Here is a 25,511-nt window from a genome sequence, read left to right as displayed (position 1 = left end):
CGCTTCTTCCAGGTATCCGCATACGCATATGCAAAGGCCCCGGCGGTTGGACCGGGGCCTTTGCATATGCGAACGAATCACATGGCGTTGATCTGCAGAGCGAGGCTGGACTTACGGTTCGCAGCCTGGTTCTTGGCGATGACGCCCTTGCCTGCAGCCTGATCGAGCTTGCGGCCAGCGATGGCGAAGGCGGCCTCAGCGGCGGCCTTGTCGCCGGAAGCGATGGCCTCGCGGGTGCGACGGATGTAGGTCTTCAGAGCGGACTTGACCGCAACGTTGCGCTGATGCGCCTTCTCGTTCGTGCGAACGCGCTTCTTCTGCGACTTGATGTTTGCCACTATCTATTCTCCAAACGAAGTGTTTCTATAAGGACATACAAATGAAAAGAATACCATGATGCGGGGATAAACGGAAGGTGTCGGATTCCGTGGGCTTGCCGTGGCGTATGGGTAGAATCATACAGTTACCAACGTATAGGAGGGTTCGTGAGCGAGCAGCATAACCAGCCGGGATTCACCGATCAGTCGTTGATCCGTAATTTCTGCATCATCGCGCATATTGATCATGGCAAATCAACCGTTGCAGACCGCATCCTCCAGCTTTCGGGAATCGTACCCGAACGCGAGATGCGCGACCGGTTCCTCGACCGCATGGACATCGAGCAGGAGAGGGGCATCACGATCAAATCGCAGGCCGTGCGTGTGCCATGGTCCTATGACGGTCAGGAGTACACTCTCGGCATGATCGACACCCCCGGACACGTCGATTTCACGTACGAGGTCTCGCGAGCCTTGGCGGCATGTGAGGGGGCTGTGCTGCTCGTGGACGCCACGCAGGGAATCGAGGCGCAGACGCTGAGCAATCTGTACATGGCCATCGACCACGACCTCACCATCATCCCCGTGCTCAACAAGATCGATCTGCCAAGCGCCGAACCCGACAAACACGCCGAGGAGATCGCCGGTCTCATCGGCTGCGAGCCGAGCGACGTGCTGCGCGTCTCCGGAAAGACGGGGGAAGGTGTGCGCGAGCTGCTCGACCGCATCGTCGTCGACGTGCCGGCACCCGCCGGTGATCCCGATGCGGACGCCCGTGCGCTCATCTTCGATTCCGTCTACGATTCCTACCGCGGCATCGTCACCTATATCCGCATGGTAGACGGCGAGCTCAGATCACGTGAGAAACTTCATATGATGAGCGTGGGCACCACCTACGACCCGATTGAGATCGGTGTGATCAGCCCCGATATGATGCCGACGCGCGCGTTGGGTGCCGGCGAGGTGGGCTACGTGATCACCGGCGCCAAGGATGTGAGCCAGTCAAAGGTGGGCGACACGATCACATCCGCAGCCCATCCCGCCACCGAGCCGCTTCCCGGCTACCGTGACCCGCAACCAATGGTCTACGCGGGGTTGTTCCCGATCGACAACGCCCAGTTCCCCGAGCTTCGTGAGGCCCTTGACAAGCTCAAGCTCAACGATGCCGCCCTCATCTATGAACCGGAGACGTCGGTGGCGTTGGGATTCGGCTTCCGCTGCGGCTTCCTCGGTCTGCTCCACATGGAGATCGTCTCCGAGCGGCTGAGCCGCGAATTCGGTCTCGATCTCATCTCCACGGCCCCGAACGTGCCGTACGAGGTGACCGCCGAAGACGGCACCGTGCATCGTGTGACCAATCCGAGCGAGTTCCCGGACGGCAAGATCAAGAAGATCGTCGAACCGATGGTGGCCGCTGACATCATCACCCCCAAGGAGTTCATTGGAGCCGTGATGGATCTGTGCCAGGAACATCGTGGCACGATGAGCACCATGGAATACATCTCCACCGACCGCGTGGAGATGCACTACCGCATACCGCTCGCCGAGATCGTGTTCGATTTCTTCGACCAGTTGAAGAGCCGGACGAAAGGCTATGCGTCGCTCGACTACCACGAGGATGGCGAGGAGGCGGCCGATCTGGTGAAGGTGGATATTCTGATCCAGGGGGAGAAGATCGATGCCTTCTCCGCAATCGTGCACCGCGACAAGGCCTATAGTTATGGCGTGATGATGACGAAGAAACTACGTGAGCTCATTCCGCGCCAGCAGTTCGAAATTCCCATCCAGGCCGCGATCGGCTCCCGCATCATCGCGCGTGAGAATATACGTGCGTTGCGCAAGGATGTGCTGGCGAAATGCTATGGCGGTGACATCACCCGTAAACGCAAGCTGCTCGAAAAGCAGAAGGCGGGCAAGAAGCGCATGAAGATGCTCGGTCATGTCGAGGTGCCGCAGGAGGCCTTCGTCGCCGCGTTGTCGACCGGCGAAGGCGGCAACGACCGCGATACGAAAGACAAGATCCGCGCCGCGCAGAAGAGCGAAGGCTGATCGGGCCATGTCCGATGCAGCAGCGCCGTTCACGGCGCATCCGCCAGCTTCGACCACCATGCCATTCGAGGTGTATGTGCATGTGCCGTTCTGCATTCGCCGCTGCGGCTACTGTGATTTCAACACCTACACGGCCCTCGATCTCGGGGAGGGCGCTTCGCGCGCAAACTATGCGACGTTGGCCATCCGCGAGATGCAGGTCGTGCATGAATGGCAGTTGGCGCATGGTGTGGCGGAGCCGCCTGCGTCCACCGTTTTCTTCGGCGGGGGCACTCCGACGTTGCTGCCTGCCGGCGATCTGGTGGCGATGCTGGACGCCGTGCGCGAGATATGGGGCATTCGTGAGGATGCCGAGATCACAACCGAGGCGAATCCCGACTCGGTCGATTCCGAGTATCTGCGCATACTGAGGGACGGCGGGTTCACCCGAATCTCATTCGGCATGCAGTCGAGTGTGCCGCATGTGCTGCGCACGTTGGATCGCACCCACAACCCGTCGAATGTGGCTGCGGATGTCGAGGCTGCACACCGGCTCGGGTTGGAGACGAGTGTCGATCTGATCTACGGAGCGCCGGGGGAGAGTACCGAGGACTGGTGCGACAGCGTGCGATCGGCCATTGGTCTGGGCGTGCACCATATCTCCGCCTACGCATTGACGGTCGAACCCCATACGAAGATGGGCAGACGCATCGCCGCCGGTGAGCTCGAGGCGCCGGATGATGATGGCGAGGCTGCCAAATATGAGCTTGCCGACCAGCTGCTGAGCGCTGCGGGGTTTGAATGGTATGAGATATCCAATTGGGCGCGCCCCGGCCATGAAAGTCGGCACAACCTGGGGTACTGGCGCAACGCGGATTGGGCCGGGATCGGACCGGGGGCACATAGCCACTATAATGCGGTACGCCGCATGGATACGGGAATCGGCCATGATTCTAAGGCGGGCATACCGGTAGGTGCCAACGGGCACGGTGCTCCGGTACGGGATGCATGGACGTCCATGCGCGCATGGGACATACCTCATCCACGAGTTTGGGCGGTGGCTCTTCAGCACAGTCGTGTGCCATGGCAGGACTTCGAACTCATCGACTGCGATGAGAACGCCGAGGAGCTGCTCATGCTCGGTGTTCGTCTGCGGGAAGGGCTCAATGTCTCCGCCTTCGCCGAACGGACCGGTATGAAGATTCCTTCCACGGCAATCGACGCATTGGTGAACGAGGGATTGCTCACCCGTTCGGACGACGCGCTGATTGCGACATTGCAGGGCAGACTGCTCAACGATCTGGTGATCGAGCGGCTCATGGATGCCGTCCTCCATGACTGAATCTCATCATTCGGACGTATGTTCGCCGTGTGACGGCATGACATACTCCCGTAATAACGCGGGAAATAGAATGCATGGAGCTTAGATTTCCGGAGCGTGAAATTCGCCCATTGACATCCAGTGCGTTCTTCGGTATGTGGACTCAAGTGGCGGCAACGGGCCGACGCCCGCTAACCTAAGTTGGACAACTGCCCATGGATTGCCATGAAGGAGAGGTGATTGCGGTGACTTTTGCGAGCCCGCTAGATTTGACGATTCATCGCCCGGAGGGGATGTATGATCCCGCTGCCGAGCATGATGCCTGCGGTGTCGGTATGGTCACCACCCTCAACACGAGACCGGAACGCAAGATCGTGGACGATGCCATCGAGGTGCTGATCAACCTCAACCATCGCGGGGCCGTCGGAGCGGAGGAGAACACCGGTGATGGCGCCGGTATTCTGATGAGTATGCCCGATGAGTTCATGCGTGCCGTCATCGATGCGCCGCTGCCGGATCCGAAGCACTATGCGGCTGGCATCGCGTTCCTGGATCGTGACATCGCCACCAGCGGCCAGCAGGAGCAGGCCATTGCCAAGATCGCCGCCGAGGAGGGGCTTGAGGTGCTGGCGTGGCGTGTGGTGCCCACCAATCCTGATGGTCTGGGACTGCAGGCACTGGCCAGTATGCCATCGTTCAAGATGCTGGTGCTGGCGGATCCGCAATCGGCTTTGGCGGGCGTGGATCTCGATCGCAAGGTCTACCGTGTGCGCAAGCGCGCCGAACACGAGGTAGGCGTCTATTTCGCATCGCTCTCGTCGATGACCATCACCTACAAGGGCATGCTCACGACGATGCAGCTGAAGCCATTCTTCCCGGACCTGTCCGACGAGCGCATGAAGGCCACGATCGCGATAGTCCATTCGCGCTTCTCCACGAACACCTTCCCGAGCTGGCCATTGGCACAGCCCTTCCGCCTCATCGCCCATAATGGTGAGATCAACACGATCCAAGGCAACCGCAACTGGTTCTCAGCTCGCGAGGGACGCCTGAGCTCAAAGCTGCTCGGCGACATGAAGGACCTGCTGCCTATTCTCACGCCGGGGTATTCCGATTCAGGCACCTTCGATGAGGTGCTTGAACTATTGCACCTTGCAGGTCGTTCCCTGCCACATGCCATTTTGATGATGGTGCCTCCGGCATGGGAGAACAACAAGGAACTCGATCCGGACGTCCGTGCATTCTACGAATACAACAACACGCTCATTGAACCATGGGATGGCCCAGCCGATATCGTCTTCACCGACGGCGAGCTTGTGGGGGCGTTGCTTGACCGCAACGGCTTCCGTCCGGGCCGTTGGCAGATCACCGATGACGGCTACGTGGTGCTTGCCTCGGAAAGCGGCGTGCTGCCCCAGGTGGGTGAGGAGCACATTGTGCGCAAGGGGCGTCTTGAGCCCGGCAAGATGTTCCTCATCGACACCGTGCGTGGCGAGGCCATCGAAGACGACGTGATCAAGCATGAACTGGCAACTGCGCATCCCTATAAGGAATGGGTGGAAGACAACACGGTGGAGATGAAGGAGCTGCCGCAGCGTCAGCACATCAATTATTCCGGCCGTTCCGTGCACCGGCGTCAGCGTGCCTTCGGCTACACGCAGGAAGAGCTCAAGATGGTGCTGACTCCCATGGCCAATACAGGCAAGGAGCCGCTCGGTTCGATGGGCAACGACATTCCGCTTTCCGTGCTCTCCAGCCGCAGTCGCATGCTGTTCGACTACTTCATGCAGAAGTTCGCACAGGTCACGAACCCGCCGCTTGACTGGGAACGTGAGAAGATCGTCACCTCGATCGCCTCGGCGATCGGCCCCGAACCGAATCTGCTCGAAGACTGTGCCCTGCATGCCAAGAAGGTGATCATCCCGCAGCCGGTGCTCACCTCCGACGAGATGGCCCAGCTCAAGCGCTTGGATCGCGCCTCACAGCTCGGAGGCTACTACAAGCCGTATGTGATCAGGGGACTGTATCAGGTCACCGGCGGCGGCGATGCCTTGGAGACCCGTCTGGAGGAGATCTTCGCCGAAATCGACCAGGCCATCGCCGACGGCAGCAACTTCCTCGTGCTCTCCGACCGCGACTCCAACCATATGATGGCTCCGATCCCATCGCTGCTCCTCACCTCGGCTGTACAGCATCACCTGCTGCGCAAGCATACGAGGACTCAGATCTCCATGGTGGTGGAGGCCGGCGATGTGCGTGAGATTCACCATGTGGCGCTGCTCATCGCCTACGGCGCGGCCGCAGTGAATCCGTACCTGGCATTCGAATCGGTGGAGGAGCTTTCCCGCACCGGCTATGTGACGGTCGACCCCGAGACTGCAATCGAGAATCTGCGCAATGCGCTTTCCACCGGCGTGCTCAAGATCATGAGCAAGATGGGCGTCTCCACGATCATGAGCTACCGTGGTGCACAGCTGTTCGAAGCCGTCGGGCTCGACAGCGCCGTGATCGACAAGTACTTCACCGGTACGGTATCCCGTGTCGAGGGCTGCGGGCTCGACGACCTGGCCGAGGAGGTGGCGATCCGCCACCGCGAGGCATATCCAAACCAATGGACGGCGACACCGCACCGTGTGCTGCGCACCGGCGGCGAATACAAGTGGCGCCGCACCGGTGAGGAGCATCTCAACGACCCCGAGGCGATCTTCCTGCTCCAGCAGTCCACCCAACGTGGCGACTACGACATGTTCAAGCGCTATTCCGCGCATATCAACGACACATCGAACCGTCTGATGACGCTGCGTGGACTCATGAAGTTCAATACGGTGCGCAAACCGATCGACATCAGTGAGGTCGAGCCGGCCACCGAGATCGTCAAGCGATTCTCCACGGGTGCCATGAGCTATGGTTCCATCTCGAAGGAAGCCCACGAGACGCTCGCCATCGCAATGAATTCGATTGGCGCGCGCTCCAATTCCGGCGAGGGCGGCGAATCAACGGAACGGCTCAACGATCCGAAGCTGTGCAGCAAAATCAAGCAGATCGCCTCCGCCCGTTTCGGTGTGACGAGCGATTATCTGGTGCATGCCACCGATTTGCAAATCAAACTGGCGCAGGGAGCCAAGCCCGGTGAGGGCGGCCATCTGCCGGGGGCCAAAGTGCCGCCGTGGATCGCCAAGGTGCGCCACGCAACACCTGGCGTGGAGCTCATCTCGCCGCCTCCGCATCATGACATCTACTCCATCGAGGATCTCAAGCAGCTCATCAACGATGCGAAGATGGCCAATCCGAAGGCTCGCGTGCATGTCAAACTCGTGTCCGAATTCGGTGTGGGCACCATTGCGGCCGGTGTGGCTAAGTGCCATGCCGACGTGGTGCTCATTTCCGGCTATGACGGCGGTACCGGAGCGGCCCCGCTCAACGCCATCCGCCATGCCGGCACGCCATGGGAGATCGGTCTGTCGGAAACCCAACAGACGTTGATTCTCAATGGTCTTCGCTCGCGCATCGTCGTCCAGTGCGACGGCGAACTGAAGACCGGCCGTGACGTGGTGATCGCGGCGCTGCTGGGAGCGGAGGAGTTCGGCTTCGCCACCACCGCTCTTATGGTGGAAGGCTGTGTGATGATGCGCGCATGCCAGAAGAACACCTGCCCACAGGGTATCGCCACGCAGGATCCGGAGCTCAGGGCACGCTTCACCGGCAAACCCGAACATGTGGTGAACTTCATGATGTTCATTGCCGAGGAAGTGCGTGAACTGCTCGCACAGCTCGGCTTCCGCACGCTCGAGGAAGCGGTGGGGCATGTGGAGTGCCTGGACCAGAACGACGCCATCGAGCGCTGGAAGTCCGCGGGCATCGACTTGGGCCATGTGCTCATGCAGAGCGGTCCGGTTCCCGGCACGGTGCTCCACCAGACGATCGAACAGAACCATGAGCTTGATACGGCCCTCGACAACGTGCTCATCGAACAGGCGCACGATGCCCTCGAGAACGGCACGCCAGTGCGTATCACCGCCGACATTCGCAACGTCAACCGCACGGTGGGCACAATGCTCGGGTACGAGATCACCCGGCGATACGGCGAGGAGGGCCTGCCCGACAACACAATCGACCTGACGCTCAACGGCACCGGCGGCCAATCCATCGGCGCGTTCATTCCGCGTGGCGAGACGATTCGCATCGTCGGTGAGACGAACGACTATGCAGGCAAGGGCCTGTCCGGCGGCCGCATGGTGATCAGGCCGACCGACGCGATCACCTTCGATCCGCATACGAACGTGATCGCAGGTAATGTGCTGGGATTCGGCGCCACTTCGGGCGAGATGTTCGTGGCCGGCCGTGCCGGCGAACGCTTCGGCGTGCGCAACGGTGGCGCCACCTTTGTGGTGGAAGGGGTCGGCGACCATGGCTGCGAGTACATGACCGGGGGCACCGTGGTGATCCTCGGTTCCACTGGGCGCAATCTCGGCGCCGGCTTCTCCGGAGGCCATGTGTATGTGCTTGACCTTGACAGGGACAAGCTCAACCCCCAGGCCGCCTCCGGCGCGCTGCAGATCGAACCGCTTGATGAGCATGCCTCGGCTGTTGTTCGCGAATTGGTCGAGCGCCATGCCGCCGAGACCGGCTCCGTGTTCGCCAAGGAGCTGCTGGAGCACTGGAGTGAGTCGGCGAAGCGCTTCACACACCTCGTGCCGAAGCAGTTCGTCGCCATGACCGCCGCCATGGACAAGGCCAAGGCGGAGCACATCGATTTCAACGAGCCCGGTGTGTGGGAGGAAACTTACGAGCACGTGATGGAAGGAGCGCGCTGACATGGGTGATCCACGTGGATTCCTGAAGGTGAGGTCCCGTAGGGAACTGGCCGAACGCCCCGTTGAGGAACGCATCAAGGACTGGCTTGATGTTCATGCGGAATCCGGTCTGCAGGACTGGACGCAGGAGCAGGCCGCCCGATGCATGGATTGCGGAACCCCGTTCTGTATGTCGGGCTGCCCGCTGGGCAACATCATTCCCGAATGGAACGATCTGGTGCGGCAGGGACAATGGGAGGACGCCTACCATCGCCTGTCCATGACGAACAACTTCCCGGAGGTCACCGGGCGCATATGCCCGGCGCTGTGCGAATCGGCGTGCGTGCTCGGCATCCACCAGCCGCCAACAATGATCAAGAACGACGAGGTCACCATCATCGACCAGGCGTGGGATCTCGAATACGTCAAGCCGCTGCCGCCCGAACGTCTGAGCGACCAGACCGTCGCCGTCGTCGGCTCGGGGCCGGCCGGCCTCGCCTGTGCACAACAGCTCACCCGTGCCGGGCACACCGTCGTCGTGTTCGAACGCGACGACGAGGTCGGCGGCCTCATGCGCTACGGCATCCCCAATTTCAAGCTCGAAAAGGGGCTCCTCGACCGTCGAGTCAAGCAGATGGAGGCCGAAGGCACCCGCTTCCGCACGAACACCGAGATCGGCAAGGACCTCGGCTGGGACGATCTGCGCAGCCAGTTCGACGCCGTGGTGGTGGCCATCGGATCCACCGTTCCCCGCGATATGAGCATTCCGGGCCGCGATCTCGACGGCATCCATTTCGCCATGGAGTTCCTGCCCGACGCGACCCGTCGTGTGTTCGGCAAGCAGCCGATCCATGACATCACGGCCAAGGACAAGCATGTGGTGATCATCGGCGGCGGCGACACCGGTTCCGACTGCCTGGGCACTTCGATTCGCCAGGGGGCCAAGGATGTGACGGTGTTGCAGATCATGCCGCAGGAACCGACGAAGCGCCCGGACAACCAACCTTGGCCGACCTTCGCCCGCCTCTACCAGAAGACCTCCTCCATGGAGGAGGGCGGCGAATACGTCTACAACACCGATTCGGTGAACTTCGTGGGTTCCGAGGAGGACGCCGCCAAGATCACGGTGAGCGACAATACACAGACCGAGGGCTTCGTCTCCGATGGGAACGGTCATGTCACCGGCCTCAAGGTCGTGTCGGTGGCCCCCGGCAAGGATGGCCCGTTCACCCGCCAACCGGGCACCGAACGTGTGATCCCAGCCGACTTGGTGCTCATCTCGGTCGGATTCCTGCACCCGGATACCGAAACCCTACAAGCGCAGTTGCCGGTCGACCTCGATGGTCGTGGCAACGTCGCCCGTGACGACGCATTCCAGACCTCGCAGGATGGCGTGTTCTCGTGCGGTGATGCCGGACGCGGCCAGAGCCTGGTGGTATGGGCGATCGCCGAGGGCCGTTCCTGCGCTGCGGCCGTCGACAGGTATCTGACCGGATGCACCGAGCTTCCGGCCCCCATTGTCGCCTCGGAGCGCCCGATGGCGTTGCCTCGCCGCTGATCCAGAGGAGCACGCCCCCGAAGCAAAAGCGGTCCCGGGTCGGGACCGCTTTTGCGTCTACGGGCTAAGTCACGCCGGACGGCGCTAGTTCATGCCCTCGGTGCGCTAGAGTATGGGTGTTGGACTTTACGAAGGAGAAGACATGGCCAATCGTGCGCAACGTCGTTCGAAAAGCAACGGGGGAATGCCCTCGCAGTATGACTCGACACAGGGTCGTGGTCGCAGTGGCATGATCGACGAGTCGCAGTTGCAGGAGCGTTCCCGTCGGCTGAAGGAGGGCAAGAAGGGCCCGTGGAAGCCATCGAGCAGCGAACTTGAGAAGTACGAGGAGATCGCACTCGACACGAATCCAGACGACTACGACCCGCCACAGGTGCTTCGCGCCCCACACTCCGGCCGCCAATGGGCGCGTCTGTTCAGCTGGATCGTCATCGTGGTGTCCGCCATCTCGTTTTTCGTGGTCATGTGGGTGCCCAACCTGCCAATGTGGGTGATCATCACGGTGTGTGCTGTCTTTGCCTGCGGTGTGATCAGCCTGTTCTTCACGGCTGGTGATTCGAAGAACAACCCGAACCTCGATCAGAATGGAACCGCCGTCTGATCAGACGCATGCAGGGCCCCGACCTTTCATGAAAGGTCGGGGCCCTGCATGTATTGCGATGGCGATGGCCGGGCAAAAGGGAAGGGGCCGCGGCGATGACCGCGACCCCTTCCGAGAACGAATGCCTTACTTGATCTTCTCGATCTGCTCGAGCAGCTCGTCGATCTGGCCGTTGACGTTCACGTCATAGCCGGCGAAACGGATCTTGTCGTCTCCGTCGAGCACGAAGGTGGAACGAATGGTCTCGTAGGTCTTCTTGCCGTCCTTCTCATGCTCCTTGGCTGCGCCGTACAGCTTGTGCACGGTGAACTCCGGGTCGGAGAGCAGGATGAAGTTGAGGTCGTTGCTCTCGCGGAACTCCTGCAGCGCCTTCACATCGTCGGGGGAGATGCCGATGACGGTATATCCTTCGGCCTGGAAACGCTCGAGGTTGTCGCGGAAGTCCTTGGCCTCACGCGTGCACACCGAGGTGCCCGCCTTCGGGTAGAAGTAGAGCACGACGTTCTGGTGCTTGAAGTCCGCAAGCGCATAGTGCTTGTATTCGTCCGATTCGAGCTCGAAATTCGGTGCCTTATCGCCTTTGTTCAGGCGTACAATGTTGTTTTCACTCATGCCTCCAACCTAGACCCGAACCCGGGGTCTGTATGGGCAAATACGCGAATAGAGTAGTTTTCGCGCGTCGGGGGAACGCCCGGAAATCAATTAGGCAAAAAGCGACGTGATGACCATCTGCTTTGGTGTGTGGTTCGCGGCGCCGGCGGAACGAATCGTTCCAATATACACAATCCATTGTGTTTCTCGCCTCCGAAGGTCGTATTGTGGTGTATGCAGTCGTACGCATGGAACTCATGGAAGAGGCGATTATGAAAGTTGACATTCTCACCCGCGAATACCCGCCGCATGTCTATGGCGGCGCCGGCGTGCATGTGGAGGAGCTGGCGAAGGTGCTGGCCGAACGCATCGACGTGACGGTGCGCGCATTCGACGGACCGCGCGAATCCGAGGCGGCGCAGCACGACGAACGCGGCTCGTTGCGTGTGATCGGCTATGATGTGCCGACAGAGCTGGATGGCGACAACGCGGCCATCCGGACCTTCGGTGTGGATCTGCAGATGGCCAACGACGTCGACGGCGAACTCGTCCACGCCCACACCTGGTACACGTGTCTTGCCGGGCGCATGGCGCAACTGCTGCATGACGTCCCGCTCGTGATCACGGCCCATTCGCTGGAACCGTTCCGCCCATGGAAGCGCGAGCAGCTCGGCGGCGGCTACAATCTGAGCTCCTGGGCCGAACGTGACGCCTATGAGCATGCCGACCGCATCATCGCCGTGTCCGGCGGCATGCGTGAGGACATTCTCGCCGCCTACCCGAACGTGGATCCGAACAAGGTGGTCGTGGTGCACAACGGCATCACGCTTGCCGATTTCGAGACGCCGGCCCCCGATGATACCGGCTGGGCGGTGTTCGACCGCTACCACATCGACCGCGACAAGCCTACCCTGCTGTTCGTCGGGCGCATCACCCGGCAGAAGGGGCTGCCGTACCTGCTGCAGGCGCTGCACTTCGTCGACCCGGACATTCAGGTGGTGCTCTGCGCGGGCGCGCCGGACACCCCGGAAATCGGCAAGGAGGTCAAGGAGGCTGTGGCCAGGCTCAATGAGGAGCGCGGCAACATCATCTGGATCGAGGAGATGCTGCCGAAGCACGAGCTCAACGCGCTCGAACACGGCTGCGATGCGTTCATCTGCCCGAGCATCTACGAGCCGCTCGGCATTGTGAACCTCGAGGCGATGGCGTGCGGTCTGCCGGTGGTCGCCACCGCGACGGGTGGCATTCCCGAGGTCGTCGTCGACGGGGTGACCGGGTATCTCGTGCCGATCGAACAGAAGCACGACGGCACCGGCACGCCGACGAATCCCGAACGGTTCGTGCACGACCTGGCGGATGCGATCAATGAGATGTTCGCCGACCCGCAGCGGGCCAAGGACATGGGTAAACGTGGGCGCGAACGCGCACGCGACAAGTTCAGCTGGGAGTCGATTGCGGACCAGACCGTCGCCGTGTACCGCAGTGTGCTCGAGGAGCGTGCGGCACAGGGCGAATAGTTCGCGGCACGGCAAGCAAGAGGGAACGGGCTGGATCCCATGCAACGGGATCCAGCCCTCATATGGGGGTGCAATGGAAGGACTGGACTGCGAAACACGGGCGTTGGCCATGCACAACGTGCATCTGCGGCGGTATGGCCGTGTGATCGTGGATGACGTGAATCTGGAGGTCGGACGCGGCGAGAAGTGGATTCTGTTCGGGCCGAACGGCATTGGCAAATCGAGCCTGATCTCGATGATGAGCACGCGCGCGTTCCCCACATCCGGCGACATCGACGTGCTCGGACGGCGCCTTGGCAAGGTCGACGTGTTCTCGTACCGCCACCTGATCGGACTGAGCTCGGCGGAGCTGTCGCGCGCGTTTCCGCCGTTCGAAGACCCGCTTGACGTCGTGGTCACCGCGCTCAGCGCGACGACCGGCCGTTGGAAGGACACCTATACATCCGACGAATATGCCCGCGCTCGCAGACTCATGGAAGATTTCGGCATCGTATACCTTGCCGGCAAGCAGTTCGGCCGACTATCCGAGGGGGAGCGGACACGCACACTGATCTGCCGTGCGCTCATGGCCCAATCCGAACTGCTCATTCTCGACGAGCCGACGACCGGACTCGATCTCGGCGCGCGCGAGATCACGATTCGCGCGTTGTCGTCGCTGCATGACGACCCACGTACGATCATCATCGTCACGCATCATCTCGAGGAGATCCCTCAGGGTTTCGACCATATTGCGATCATGGGACGCCAGTCAACCGTCACGTCGCAACCCGACTCTGCCGATCCGGCACCGGGAACGATCGAATATGCGGGTGATCTCGAATATGGCTTGACGGCCGAACGGCTGAGTCGGCTGTTCGGCATGCCGCTCGACGTGCACCACATCGACGGCCGATGGAGCGCCTTCGCCCGAATATGAGCAATATGAGCAATGTCGGCGACGGGGAAGCCGACGGATGGTGTAGACGAGCTTGGCTACAGTGGATTTACGTCCAATGAGCAAACAGAGCATGGAGTCGAGAGCGTATGCGCAGAGGTCCGTTGCAATCCGGTGAGAAAGTGCAGTTCACCGACCGCAAGTCGAACAAGATCACCGATCAATTGGTTGCGGGCGGCGTCACACAGACCTCACATGGCATCATCCTGCATGACGATGTGATCGGCAGGAACGAGGGCAGCGTGGTCACCACCGTCACCGCCAAGCGTGAGGACCAATTCAACAAGGAGCACCCGGAACGCGATACGGCGAAGCCGTGGAAGGCTGCGCGCGCAATCGGCGGCTGGCAGTTCGCGGTGATGCGGCCGCGCATGGCCGACTATGTTCTGTCGATGCCGCGTGGCGCACAGATCATGTATCCGAAGGACATCGCGCAGGTGATTGAGCTCGGCGACATACGTTCGGGCGCCCGCGTGCTGGAATCCGGGGCCGGTTCGGGTGCGATGAGCCTGCACCTGCTCGACGCGGTGGGTAAGGGCGGCTGCCTGACCACGATCGAAATGCGCCCTGATTTCGCGAGGATCGCCGAGGCGAACGCCACATTGTATTACGGGCGCCGACCGGATTGGTGGAATCTTCTGGTCGGCGATTTCGATGCGGTGGCCTCCACGTTGCCGGAACACGGATTCGACCGCATCATGCTCGACATGCTCGATCCATGGAACCGACTGGAACAGGCGTATCGGGTGATCGCGCCAGGTGGCGTGCTCGTCGCCTATGTGACGACGACCACGCAGATGAGCCGTATGGCCGAAGCGCTGCGGGAGAGTGAGCATTGGACCGAACCGCAAATCCAGGAGACTATGGAGCGCAATTGGAAAGCGCAGGGTCTTGCAGTGCGTCCCGACCATCAGATGATCGGCCACACCGGTTTCCTCATCGTCTCCCGGGCGATGGCTCCCGGATACGAGGCGTTGCGCAAGCGTGACCGTGCCACGAAGGACACGACGACGGATATCGACTCACTCTCCGTAGAGGAGCGCGAGGCATCGCTCGAGGAGCTTGAGCTTCGTGACATCTCCGACCGCAAGCTGCGCAAGGTGCTCAGGGATCTGGACGAACAACGAGGTCATTTGGATTCTCAATGACCGGTTATCGCCGGGCGCGACACGATGCACTGCAGCATGGCTGGAATTAGAATGGGAAAGGTGCGGGTCGGGCGGGCCCGGCCGGATGCATGGAGGAAGCGTGAATCTGAAGAAAGTGGCGAAGAGGGCCAAGGAATACAAGTACGTGCTCATCATCATGCGCCATGCGAAGACGGAGGCCTTCAACGCGAAGGGCGATTTTGAGCGTGTGCTCACCGACAAAGGACTCAAGCAGGCCAAGCGCGTGGCGAAGGGTCTGCGCGACATGGGATTGATGCCGGATCAGATCGACTGTTCAAGCGCCACCCGGGCGATGCAGACATGCGAGCGCATGCTCAAGGTGTTCGGCGACGCTCCGAAAGTCGACTACTACCAGGATCTCTATGCGCAGGGTATGCAGGCGGTGTTCGACATGCTCGCTGCCTGCAAGGACAAACGCCATACGCTGCTGGTGCTCGGCCACGAGCCCACCGTCTCGCTGGCGAGCCAGTGGCTGGCAGGCGAACAGAGTGATCCGGGCCAGGTCGATCTGCTGAACCTTGGCATGGCGACTGCCGGCGTGGCGATATTCGGTTCGAATGCGCCGTTCAGAAAATGGGGCACCCATGAGGCGAATCTCATTGCGGTGCTCACGCCGAAGGAGTTCGAAAAGTAGCATGCGCAGGCGTCGACGGCAGGCTATAAGTGTGCCTTATAGCCTTTGAAAGAAAACTCCTATGCGCTGTTTTTAAGAATTTCAGGCTTGCACCGGTTCCGGTTTGCTAACGTGGTCTCCATTGCATCGACACGACTGGAGGATCCATGACCATTTCCACATCCATCTCGGGTTTCCCCCGCATCGGACGCGACCGTGAACTCAAGAAGGCCATCGAAGCCTATTGGAAAGGCAATGCCACGCTCGACGATGTGCGTGAGACCGGCCGCGAGCTTCGTGTTCGGCATTGGAGGTTGGAGAAGGACGCAGGCATTGATCTGATCCCGAGCAATGATTTCTCACTGTACGACCAGATGCTCGATACTGCGGTCCTGCTCAATGTGATTCCGGCCCGATACCGTCGCCTTGGTTTCGACAACCCTGAGGAGACACTGTTCGCCATGGCCCGCGGGTACCAGGGTGAGCGTGGCGATGTGACCGCGTTGCCCATGAAGAAATGGTTCACCACGAACTACCATTACCTGGTGCCCGAATTCGACGCCTCCACCGAGGTGCGGCTCAACGGCACGAAACCGTTCGATGAGTACTTGGAGGCGAAGTCGCTGGGCATAGAGACGAAGCCGGTGCTCATCGGCCCGTACACCTTCCTCAAACTCTCCCGCGATGCCGAGGCCCAGGAGCTCACCATCGACGAGGGGCTCGTGGATGCCGTGGCCGGCGTGTACGCCGAGGTGCTTCGGCGCTTCGCCAAGCTGGGCGCGCAATGGGTGCAGCTCGACGAACCATACCTGGTGCTCGACAAGCACGAGGGTGACGTCTCATTGTTCAAATCGCTCTATTCGCGTCTGCTGCCGGCGCGGGACAGCGGTGTCAAGGTGCTGCTCAACACGTATTTCGGCAACATAGCCGATATTTACGAAACAGTGAAGCTCTTCGAATTCGACGGGGTGGGACTCGACCTCATCGAAGGGCGTGACGAGAACCTCAAGGCTGTCGAACACCATGGTGTGGCAGCACGCACCACGCTCTTCGCAGGCGTGGTCAACGGCCGCAACATCTGGCGCAACAACTATGCGGAAAGCATCGCACTGGTGGAGGCACTCCAGCAGGTGACCGCCAACGTCGCAGTCGCCTCGGCCTGTTCTCTGCTCCATGTGCCGTTCAGCACCAAGGGGGAGGAACAGCTCGGCGACAAGGTGCTGCGCCACTTCGCCTTCGCCGTGGAGAAACTCGAGGAGGTTCGCGAGATCGCAGACCTCGTGCAGCTCGACGACGATGCGAAGCGTCAGTCCACTGCGCTCGCCGCCAACCAGGCGCTGTTCGATGGCAGCCGTGTGGTCGCCGATGAAGTCGTGCGCGCCCGCATCGCCGCCCTTGCCGATGCGGACTATGTGCGCCGGCCCGAGCGTGGCGAACGCCAGCGGCTCCAGCGTGAGGCGCTTGGGCTGCCGTTGCTGCCCACTACGACGATAGGCTCTTTCCCGCAGACCAAGCAGGTGCGTGCCGAACGCGCCCGCCTTCGCAAGGGTGAAATCTCCCAGGAGCAATACGACGAATTCATTCGACGTCAAATCGACGATGTGGTGGCCAAGCAGGAGCAGATCGGACTCGACGTGCTGGTGCATGGGGAGTTCGAGCGCAACGACATGGTTGAATACTTCGGTCAGAACCTCAACGGTTTCCTGTTCACGAAGAACGCCTGGGTGCAGTCCTACGGCACCCGTTGCGTCAAGCCTCCGATCATCTGGGGCGATGTGAGCCGTGCCCAGCCGATCACCGTGGCATGGAGCTCCTATGCCCAGTCGCGCACTGCCAAGCCGATGAAAGGCATGCTCACCGGCCCTGTCACCATTCTCAACTGGTCGTGGCCCCGTGAGGACATCACCCATGAGGAGCAGACCAAGCAGTTGGCTCTGGCGATTCGGGACGAGGTCCTTGACCTCGAGAAAGCCGGCATCAGGATCATCCAGATCGACGAGGCCGCCCTGCGTGAGAAACTGCCGCTGCGTGAATCCGACTGGCATCGTGAATACCTCGACTGGGCGATTCCCGCATTCCGTCTCGTGCATTCTGCCGTGCAGCCAAGCACGCAGATCCACACGCATATGTGCTATTCGGAGTTCAACGACATCATCTCGGACATCGACGCCATGGATGCCGATGTCATCTCATTCGAAGCCTCCCGCGGCGATCTGGTGGTGCTCGACGCCATCCACGACGCCCACTTCGAAACCGAGGCCGGTCCGGGCGTGTACGACATCCATTCCCCGCGCATCCCCTCGGTCGAAGAGATCGAGGAGCGCATCGGCGAGATCCTTGCGAAGATGGATGTGAACAAGGTGTGGATCAATCCCGATTGCGGTCTGAAGACCCGAGGTAATGACGAAACCTGGCCGAGCCTGACGCACATGGTCCAGGCGGCGAAAGCCGTGCGTGCCAACCTCGACTGATCTCGGGCTCCTCCACGCACAGTCCGCAGCACACCATAATCGCAGCATGTGATGCCATGGCGGCACATCCGCCCACTGTGGCATCACATGCTGCGCATCCCATCAGATTGAACACGTCACACAGCACGAGACCCAGCAAATGCACACGCCAATGTTCTCCCTTGAAGTATTCCCGCCCAAACGCACATCGCCGGTCGGCACGATCTACGACACCCTCGACGGGCTGAACGACATGAAACCCGACTTCATCTCGGTCACCTACGGCACCGGCAAATCAGCGGACCGCACAGCCACCGCACGCATTGCGCACACCATACGCTCGGAATACGGCATCGACGCGGTCGCCCACCTGACCGCACAGTACCTCACCGCACGGGATGTCGACGAGGCGCTTGCCATGTTCGATGAGGCGAAAGTGAGCGGCGTGCTCGCATTGCGCGGAGACCGCAACAGCGAGCGCGAACCGGCCGGCGTGTTCACCCATGCCAGTGATCTGGTGTGCTACATTCGCGAACGTAGGCCGAATCTGAAGATCTACGGCGCCTGCTATCCGGAGAAGCACCCGCAGGCGGCCACGCTCGACGAGGATGTGGCGAATCTCAAAGCCAAGGTGGATGCAGGCGCCTCGCATCTGATTTCCCAGCTGTTCTACGACGACGACGATTTCATCGCATTCCTCGGCAAAGCACGGGCCGCGGGCATCGACGTGCCCATAGAGGCGGGCATCATGCCGGTCACCAATGCGAAATCGGTGCGGCGCATGACGAATATGTGCTCGTCCCGGGTCCCGCGCAAGCTCGAACGCATGCTCGAGAAGTGGGGAGACGATCCCAGGACGCTACGCGAGGCGGGCATCATCTACGCGAGTGAGCAGATCAGCGACCTCGTGGCTCAGGGTGTCGACGGCGTGCACCTGTACACGATGAACCATCCGTCGGTCTCGCGCAGAATATGGCAGAACGTGGGCAATCTGTTCGAAAAAGCGTGACCCAATTTCCCAGCGCAACAAAAACACGCTAGATTGACAGGCATGGAGATCAACGAGAACACCACCCCAAGCACACGAGACATCATTCATGCCGGATTCGAGAATCTCGGCCGTGCGAAGGAACTGCTCGGTGAGGTGTGCTCGGCGGGGGATCTCGAATTCACCCAAGGGGAACTGCTCGGCGAACTGGCGCATTGCGCGGATCCGGACGTGGCATTGGACGCATTGCATGAACTGATCATCGGCTTTGCTGACCGTCCGGGCAAACTGCACGGACTGCTGCACGGTAGGTCCCCGCGCACATTGCTGCAGGTGCTCGGCGCCAGCCGGCAGCTTGGCGTGCTCATGCGCTCGCGACCCGAACTCGTCGAGGCAGCGGCGGTCGATCCCCTCCAGAGTGCGGGATTTGACGGCGAGGCGAGGCGTGCGACCATGTTGGCGGCGATCGATGCCCATGAAGAGCGGCTTGGCGCCGCGGACTCTTCGGCCTCCTCGTTCCGGCGCCTGGTCACCGACGTGCCGTTGGCGGAGGCGACCAATAGGTTACGCCGCAACTATTACGAACAACTGGCTGCGGTCATGGCCTACGATGTTTCGCACGACGACCCGATCGCGATTCAACCGGCGGTGTCCCGCGCGTTGTCGGATCTGGCGGACGCCGCCCTGGAAAGCGCGTTGGCCATTGCGCAGAGCAACACGGAGGAGTCCGAACTCCTGCGCTTCACAATCATTGGCATGGGCAAGCTCGGCGCACAGGAGCTCAACTACGTCTCCGATGTCGATCTCATCTACGTGGTGGAGCCGATAGCCGAGACCATGTCGCAACCGCAGCTGGTCAAGGTCGGTTCGAAGATCGCCATGCTCATGCAGAAGATCTGCCAGTCGGTGATGCCCGGTGTGACGGAGCCCGCACTGTGGCAGATCGATGGGGCATTGAGGCCCGAAGGCAAGGACGGTCCGCTGGTGCGCCGTCTGGACTCGCATAAGGCCTACTACCGGCAGTGGGCGGAGAGCTGGGAGTTCCAGGCGCTGCTCAAGGCACGGGCCGTGGCCGGTGACGTGCCTCTTGGCGAGGCATACATGCAGATGGCATCCGAATTCGTCTGGCAGGCCTCGCGGCGTGAGAACTTCGTCTCCGACTGTCAGCGCATGCGCGAACGTGTGGAGAGCCTCATCCCGGTGCCATTGCGCGACCGCGAGATCAAGCTGGGCCGCGGAGGTCTTCGCGACGTGGAGTTCACCGTGCAGATGCTGCAGCTGGTGCACGGCCGTGCCGATGAGACCCTGCATGTTCGCTCCACGTTGCAGGCGTTGCAGGCGCTTTCCGATGGTGGTTACGTCTCGCGCCGCCATGCCCGCGTGCTCTCCCACGACTACCGTTTCGAACGGGTGCTCGAACACCGCCAGCAGATGTGGCAGCTCAAACGCACCCATCTGTTCCCCGACATGGGCAATGCGAACGCCGGCGGATTGGAGAAGAAGCGCACGGTCAATGTGGAGGAGCTCTCGCGCAATGCCGAACTGCACAGGCTCGCCCGCGTGTTCGGCTGGCACAACGAGGAGCTGGTGGACAATTTCGACGAGACACGCAGGCAGATCCGTCGGCTCCACAACGACATCTACTACCGTCCGATGCTGCCGATCAGCGCGGTCTCGGGCGACGAACGCGTGGAACTGAGCGAGCAGGCGGTGATGGATCGTTACGCCGCCATCGGTTTCGCCGACCCGCAGGCGGCCCTGCGGCATGTGCAGACGCTCACCGCCGGCATCACCCGTGCCGCGAAGATCAACGGCATACTGCTCCCCGCGGTGCTGCGCTGGCTCGGTGAAGGGCAGAACCCCGACATGGGACTGCTGGGCTGGAGCAACCTCGAGGAACGGTTCGGTTCCGGCAGCGACTACCTGGGGTTCCTGCGCGACTCGCAGTCGGCTGCACAGCGGTTATGCCACGTGCTGTCGAATTCCAGATTCCTCGGTGACGCGCTCAACAAATCGCAGGAGTCGATCCGCTGGCTCGGCGATGACGACCAATTGCATGCGCGCACACGTAAATCGTTGGATGTGGGCTGTCAGGCGATCATCACACGCTATGACGATTCACTGGCCGGCGCGGCGAACATGCTGCGCGCACTGCGCCGCCATGAGATCGAGCGCATCGGGATCGGCTGGATGACCGATGTGATCGATTCGGCGCAGGCCCTGAACGGTATGACCGACGTGTACGACTCGATCATCCAGGCCTCGCTGCAGTGGGCGGTGCATGATACGATGCGAGTGAACGGCATGGACGAACCGGCTGCGCATCTCGCCGTCATCGGCATGGGGCGCTATGGCGGCCGTGAGGTCAATTTCAGCTCCGACGCCGACGTCATCATCATCTACCGTCCTGCGCACGGCGCCGACGATGCAGCCGCGAATTCGTTCGCCCGCAAGGTGCAGGAGCAGATGCGCATGATGCTCATGGGTCCGGTGTCGACCGAACCGAAGATCGAACTCGACATGGACCTGCGCCCTGAGGGCAAGAATGGGCCCGTCGTGCGCTCGTACGCCTCGTGCGAGGAGTATTACCGTGCGTGGGCGAGCGTGTGGGAGCGCCAGGCGCTGTTGCGCGCCAGATTCGCCGCCGGCGACAAGGAGCTGGCCGAGGACTTCCTTGCGAATGTCGCGAACCCGTTCCGATACCCGGCCGAGCGTCTCGTCGACGACCAGCTGCAGGAGATACGCAGACTCAAGGCGCGTATGGAGGCGGAACGTCTGCCACGTGGTGTGCGACGCGACCGACATCTCAAACTCGGCAGGGGAGGCCTGTCGGATGTCGAATGGACCGTGCAGTTGCTGCAATTGCAGCATGCGCATGACATCGAGGCGTTGCAGGTGAATTCGACGATGCAGGCCCTTGACGTCTTGGTGGAGCATGGGCTCATCGTCATGGAGGACGCGAAGATACTGCGTGACGCCTGGCAGATGTGCACGGCGGCGCGCAATGGCAACTATCTGTGGAACGGGCGTGCGAACCGCGCCGACATCCTTCCCGACCAGCATTTCGACCTGAGTGGCATCGCCACGTATCTTGGCTATGATCCGGATAGCGGTCAGCAGTTCGAGAACGACATTCTCTCGCAGATGCGCAAGAGTCGTGAAGTATGCGAACGGCTCTTCTACGGTGCCGAGGAGTGAGATACGCTGGCGGGTATGAATGGGCATGATGGCGAATCCGCGTGGGTGGAGCACACCCTCGTGCGGCTCGGCGAATCACGGTTCCGTGCGAAGTTCGTGTTGAGCGAGGCCGATCGGTCGTACGCGCGCGACAAGGGCAGATGTGTCATCGACAGGCATGCGCATGAGATGCTGCGCGCACGCGTGGGCGAGGCGCAACCGTCCAACGACGGCAGGCAGACGCCCTGGCGCGGGCATCCAGTGTTCACCGCCCAGCATGCGACGGCGACCTGCTGCCGCGGATGCATCGAGAAATGGCATGGCATTGCCAAGGGTCGTCCGTTGACCGATGCCGAGGTGAACAGACTGGCCGATCTCGTCATGGCCTGGATTGACAGGGATCTGACGAATCATCCGGCCCGGGGCACAGTTGCGGGAGTCCGTTCTGCACAGGCCGGTGCCAGGCGCGTGAAGGCGGCCAATGCCAAGGCTCCCCGGTATGTGCAGCCGGAATTATGAGGGCGTGTCGAGCCGGCGGGACAGTGGGGTATAGTTGGAGAGGTCACTTCGGTGATCACCTGGAACAGCACATGCATGAAAGGTGAGCCATTGTCTAGCGTTCAGCAACACGCCGACGGACAGTCCATAGTGGGAACCAGCGTCATCACCCTCGACGATCTCACAGTCACGCAAATCGAGGAGTTGCTGCATAAAGCGCAGTACATCGATTCGCATCGCAAGGAAGTGGCACACACCTGTGACGGACGGGTGTTGGCCACTTTGTTTTATGAGCCGAGCACGCGCACACGACTGAGCTTCGAGACCGCGATGCTGCGGTTGGGCGGCAAGGTGATCGGTTTCGCGGGATCGCAGCTGAGCTCCGCGACGAAGGGCGAGTCGATTTCGGACACGTTGAAGACCGTGTCGAACTACGTCGACGTCGTGGCGATCCGCCACCCGAAGGAAGGCGCCGCCCTGGTGGCCGCAGACGCCTCCTCGGTGCCGGTGATCAACGCCGGCGACGGCGGCCACATGCACCCGACGCAGACGCTCGCCGACCTCGCGACGCTGCAGTCGCGATTCGGACGGGTGAACGGCCTGACGATCGGCCTGTGCGGCGACCTGACCTTCGGCCGCACCGTGCACTCACTCATCGAGACGCTGTGCCGCTTTGGCAACGTGCGTTTCGTGCTCATCTCACCGAAAGAGCTGCGCACCCCGCAATATGTGCTCAACCGCATCAACGCCACGCCCACCTGCTCGTACGAGGAGGTCACCGACTTGAGTTCGGTCATAGGAGATCTGGACGCCCTGTACATGACGCGCGTGCAGAAGGAACGCTTCTTCAACGAAGACGATTACCTGCGCCTGCGTGACACCTACATTCTCGACGAGGGTAAACTCGCGAAGGCCAAGCCTACGATGGCGGTGCTGCACCCGTTGCCGCGCGTCAACGAAATCGCCACGGAGGTGGACGCCGACCCCCGTGCCGCCTATTTCGAACAGGTGAAGAACGGCATGCTCATGCGCATGGCATTGGAAAGCTCGGTGCTCGGCGACGAATTGCCCGGCTACGAGCAGTATGCGAACCAGGAGGTCGAAGCCTGATGGAAGTCACCAGCATCCAGGATGGGATCATCATCGATCATGTGCCTGCCGGCACCGCGCTCAAGGTGCTCGAATACCTGCGCATCGACCCGGCCACCACAAAGCTCGCGCTGATCATGAACACAACGAGCCGGCGGTACGGTTCGAAAGACATCATCAAGATCGAGGACGCCCAGGATGTCGACCTCGACGTACTCGGACTGGTGGCCCGCCAAGCCACCGTCGACATCATTCACGGCGGCCAGATCGTGAACAAACAGACGCCGACGCTGCCTGAACGCGTGGTCAATGTGATCACCTGCGTGAACCCGCGCTGCGTGACGACCACCGAACCCGGCATCGACCAAGTGTTCTACCTCGACCACACCGACGACGAGGTGTATCGTTGCCGCTACTGCGATGAGGAGGCGAAATTCTAAATGGCCATCACCTTCACCGACATCAAGGTGTGGGACACGGGCGAACGCATCGACCTGACCGTCCCCGACCCGCGTGACGTCACCATCGACGCCAGTGCGCTCACCGTGGCGCCCGGCTTCGAAGATCCGCACGTGCACTTCCGCGATCCCGGGCAGACCTACAAGGAGTCGATGGTCTCCGGATGCATGGCCGCCGCATCGGGCGGCTACACGAACGTGCTCATCATGCCGAACACCGTGCCGGCGATGGACGGCCTTCAAGTACAGGAGGGGGAACCCGGCGCGCAGGAGATTCTCAACGCCGGCTACCACACGGTGATCGACTATCTGCAGCACTACGAACAGATCCACCACGTCACGCTGCCGGTACGCTACGAACTGTGCGTATGCGCCACCAAAGGACGGGCCGGGCTCGAACCGACCGACCCGAAGGACTGGACATGGTACATGCCGGGCCATGACAGTGAGAAAGACCCTGCACAGATCGCGCACCCCGTCACCGCAATGAGCGACGACGGGTCAGCCGTGCCAGAACCGGTGCTGCGCCAGGTGTTCGACAACGTCAAGAGCACAGGCCTATACCTCATCGAGCACTGCGAACACCATGACGTGGGCGCCGTGAACGAAGGGCCCGTATCCCGTGCCCTGAACGTGCCGGGAATCCCCGAAGACACCGAACTGGCGATCGTGCAACGCGACATCGACCTCGTGCGCGAAACCGGCGTGCACGTGCACTTCCAGCACGTGTCCACCGCAATCTCCTTCGACGCCATTCGCAAAGCGAAGGCCGAAGGGCTACCGATCACCTGCGAGACCGCACCGCATTATCTGGCATTGAACGACGAGGCACTGCTCGAATACGGCACGCTCGCGAAAATGAACCCACCACTGCGCAGCGAACGGGACCGCTTGGCCACGATCAAGGCGATCGAGGACGGCACCGTGGACATGATCGCCACCGACCACGCCCCGCACACACTCGAAGAGAAGGACCGCGGATTCCTCGAAGCACCCAACGGCATCATCGGACTGGAATGCGCCTATGCCGTATGCCACAAGGTGCTCGTCGACGGCGGACACATCAGCGACCAGCGACTCATCGAGCTCATGTCGCTGAATCCAGCCCAACTGATGGGACGGCATTCCACCGACATCGCCGCACTGCTCAACACCTCGTCGAAATGCGCAGTGAAGCGCTCGCTGAATCTGTCCGAAGTGGAACACCCGGAACTTGTGGACCTGAACATTCTCAACACCACGGAGCAGTGGAGCATCGACGCAAGCCGGTTCCTGTCGAAGGCACGTAACACGCCATTCAACGGCTGGGATGTGAGCGGCAAGCCATATGCGACGATCATCGCATCCGCTCTGGTGTTCGACCGACTGGGACTTGACAAGGCAACCGAAACGGAAACAGGGGAGTAGAG

The 25,511-nt window shown here is 61.3% G+C and carries 17 protein-coding genes and 1 pseudogene; 16 read left to right on the top strand and 2 right to left on the bottom strand.

Going from position 1 to position 25,511, the window contains the following annotated elements; genetic code table 11:
- Positions 1-77: 77 nt before the first annotated feature.
- Positions 78-338, bottom strand: coding sequence for a 30S ribosomal protein S20 (gene rpsT, locus BANAN_RS04510; protein ID WP_004217863.1), 261 nt, complete (start codon positions 336-338; stop codon positions 78-80).
- Positions 339-485: 147 nt separating this feature from the next.
- Here rpsT and lepA point away from each other — a divergent pair, with 147 nt between their 5' ends.
- The 5 genes from lepA to BANAN_RS04485 all read left to right on the top strand — a co-directional run bounded on the left by lepA (position 486) and on the right by BANAN_RS04485 (position 10,618).
- Positions 486-2,366: a translation elongation factor 4 gene (gene lepA / locus BANAN_RS04505; RefSeq protein ID WP_014697742.1), complete on the top strand. Its 1,881-nt coding sequence runs from the start codon at positions 486-488 to the stop codon at positions 2,364-2,366.
- A gap of 7 nt (positions 2,367-2,373) precedes the next feature.
- A complete protein-coding gene (hemW, locus tag BANAN_RS04500) occupies positions 2,374-3,687 on the top strand; it encodes a radical SAM family heme chaperone HemW (RefSeq protein ID WP_014697741.1) in 1,314 nt (437 codons plus the stop codon).
- A 272-nt stretch (positions 3,688-3,959) separates the two neighbouring features.
- On the top strand, positions 3,960-8,480 hold the full coding sequence (gene gltB / locus BANAN_RS04495; RefSeq protein WP_014697740.1) for a glutamate synthase large subunit: 4,521 nt from the start codon (positions 3,960-3,962) through the stop codon (positions 8,478-8,480).
- Position 8,481: 1 nt separating this feature from the next.
- Positions 8,482-10,017, top strand: a complete 1,536-nt coding sequence (locus BANAN_RS04490) for a glutamate synthase subunit beta (protein WP_014697739.1) — start codon at positions 8,482-8,484, stop codon at positions 10,015-10,017.
- Positions 10,018-10,159: 142 nt separating this feature from the next.
- Positions 10,160-10,618, top strand: coding sequence for a hypothetical protein (locus BANAN_RS04485; protein ID WP_014697738.1), 459 nt, complete (start codon positions 10,160-10,162; stop codon positions 10,616-10,618).
- Positions 10,619-10,744: 126 nt separating this feature from the next.
- Here the strand turns inward: BANAN_RS04485 and BANAN_RS04480 are convergent, their stop codons facing one another.
- Complete coding sequence (locus BANAN_RS04480; protein WP_014697737.1) at positions 10,745-11,230, bottom strand: peroxiredoxin; 486 nt, start codon at positions 11,228-11,230, stop codon at positions 10,745-10,747.
- Between the two features lie 251 nt (positions 11,231-11,481).
- Here BANAN_RS04480 and glgA point away from each other — a divergent pair, with 251 nt between their 5' ends.
- From glgA to BANAN_RS04425, 11 genes and pseudogenes are all read left to right on the top strand, one after another.
- Entirely contained in the window at positions 11,482-12,726 is a 1,245-nt protein-coding gene (gene glgA / locus BANAN_RS04475) for a glycogen synthase (protein ID WP_041777126.1), read from the top strand.
- Between the two features lie 73 nt (positions 12,727-12,799).
- Positions 12,800-13,642 carry an ABC transporter ATP-binding protein gene (locus tag BANAN_RS04470; protein WP_014697735.1) on the top strand — a complete coding sequence of 281 codons (843 nt, stop codon included), beginning with the start codon at positions 12,800-12,802 and terminating at the stop codon, positions 13,640-13,642.
- A gap of 107 nt (positions 13,643-13,749) precedes the next feature.
- On the top strand, positions 13,750-14,808 hold the full coding sequence (locus BANAN_RS04465; protein ID WP_014697734.1) for a tRNA (adenine-N1)-methyltransferase: 1,059 nt from the start codon (positions 13,750-13,752) through the stop codon (positions 14,806-14,808).
- Between the two features lie 100 nt (positions 14,809-14,908).
- Positions 14,909-15,463 carry a SixA phosphatase family protein gene (locus BANAN_RS04460; protein WP_014697733.1) on the top strand — a complete coding sequence of 185 codons (555 nt, stop codon included), beginning with the start codon at positions 14,909-14,911 and terminating at the stop codon, positions 15,461-15,463.
- Between the two features lie 146 nt (positions 15,464-15,609).
- Complete coding sequence (metE, locus tag BANAN_RS04455) at positions 15,610-17,913, top strand: 5-methyltetrahydropteroyltriglutamate--homocysteine S-methyltransferase (protein ID WP_014697732.1); 2,304 nt, start codon at positions 15,610-15,612, stop codon at positions 17,911-17,913.
- A gap of 139 nt (positions 17,914-18,052) precedes the next feature.
- Positions 18,053-18,901: a methylenetetrahydrofolate reductase [NAD(P)H] gene (gene metF / locus BANAN_RS04450; RefSeq protein ID WP_041777004.1), complete on the top strand. Its 849-nt coding sequence runs from the start codon at positions 18,053-18,055 to the stop codon at positions 18,899-18,901.
- A 42-nt stretch (positions 18,902-18,943) separates the two neighbouring features.
- Positions 18,944-22,078, top strand: a complete 3,135-nt coding sequence (locus BANAN_RS04445; protein WP_014697730.1) for a bifunctional [glutamine synthetase] adenylyltransferase/[glutamine synthetase]-adenylyl-L-tyrosine phosphorylase — start codon at positions 18,944-18,946, stop codon at positions 22,076-22,078.
- Positions 22,079-22,093: 15 nt separating this feature from the next.
- A pseudogene (locus BANAN_RS08355) lies at positions 22,094-22,480 on the top strand (DUF4186 domain-containing protein); the annotation flags it as partial.
- Positions 22,481-22,702: 222 nt separating this feature from the next.
- Entirely contained in the window at positions 22,703-23,665 is a 963-nt protein-coding gene (gene pyrB, locus BANAN_RS04435; RefSeq protein ID WP_193349129.1) for an aspartate carbamoyltransferase, read from the top strand.
- Positions 23,665-24,084 (top strand): aspartate carbamoyltransferase regulatory subunit, encoded by a 420-nt coding sequence (locus BANAN_RS04430; protein ID WP_004217887.1) that lies wholly within the window; start codon positions 23,665-23,667, stop codon positions 24,082-24,084. Before pyrB ends, BANAN_RS04430 begins: the two co-directional genes overlap by 1 nt.
- The gene (locus BANAN_RS04425; RefSeq protein ID WP_014697727.1) at positions 24,085-25,509 is read left to right on the top strand and encodes a dihydroorotase; all 1,425 of its coding nucleotides are present in this window, start codon (positions 24,085-24,087) and stop codon (positions 25,507-25,509) included. It abuts the gene before it with no gap.
- The last annotated feature ends 2 nt before the right edge of the window (positions 25,510-25,511 follow it).

Source organism: Bifidobacterium animalis subsp. animalis ATCC 25527 (assembly GCF_000260715.1).
GTDB lineage: Bacteria > Actinomycetota > Actinomycetes > Actinomycetales > Bifidobacteriaceae > Bifidobacterium > Bifidobacterium animalis.
Note: the sequence above shows the minus strand (reverse complement) of the source record. Positions and strands in the feature narration are given on the sequence as shown.

Coding starts and splice junctions, on each gene's coding strand:
- BANAN_RS04430 (WP_004217887.1), top strand. CDS start 23,665: ATGGAAGTCACCAGCATCCAGGATGGGATCATCATCGATCATGTGCCT.
- hemW (WP_014697741.1), top strand. CDS start 2,374: ATGTCCGATGCAGCAGCGCCGTTCACGGCGCATCCGCCAGCTTCGACC.
- metE (WP_014697732.1), top strand. CDS start 15,610: ATGACCATTTCCACATCCATCTCGGGTTTCCCCCGCATCGGACGCGAC.
- BANAN_RS04470 (WP_014697735.1), top strand. CDS start 12,800: ATGGAAGGACTGGACTGCGAAACACGGGCGTTGGCCATGCACAACGTG.
- BANAN_RS04485 (WP_014697738.1), top strand. CDS start 10,160: ATGGCCAATCGTGCGCAACGTCGTTCGAAAAGCAACGGGGGAATGCCC.
- gltB (WP_014697740.1), top strand. CDS start 3,960: ATGTATGATCCCGCTGCCGAGCATGATGCCTGCGGTGTCGGTATGGTC.
- BANAN_RS04425 (WP_014697727.1), top strand. CDS start 24,085: ATGGCCATCACCTTCACCGACATCAAGGTGTGGGACACGGGCGAACGC.
- glgA (WP_041777126.1), top strand. CDS start 11,482: ATGAAAGTTGACATTCTCACCCGCGAATACCCGCCGCATGTCTATGGC.
- metF (WP_041777004.1), top strand. CDS start 18,053: ATGCACACGCCAATGTTCTCCCTTGAAGTATTCCCGCCCAAACGCACA.
- BANAN_RS04480 (WP_014697737.1), bottom strand. CDS start 11,230: ATGAGTGAAAACAACATTGTACGCCTGAACAAAGGCGATAAGGCACCG.
- BANAN_RS04445 (WP_014697730.1), top strand. CDS start 18,944: ATGGAGATCAACGAGAACACCACCCCAAGCACACGAGACATCATTCAT.
- BANAN_RS04490 (WP_014697739.1), top strand. CDS start 8,482: ATGGGTGATCCACGTGGATTCCTGAAGGTGAGGTCCCGTAGGGAACTG.
- BANAN_RS04465 (WP_014697734.1), top strand. CDS start 13,750: ATGCGCAGAGGTCCGTTGCAATCCGGTGAGAAAGTGCAGTTCACCGAC.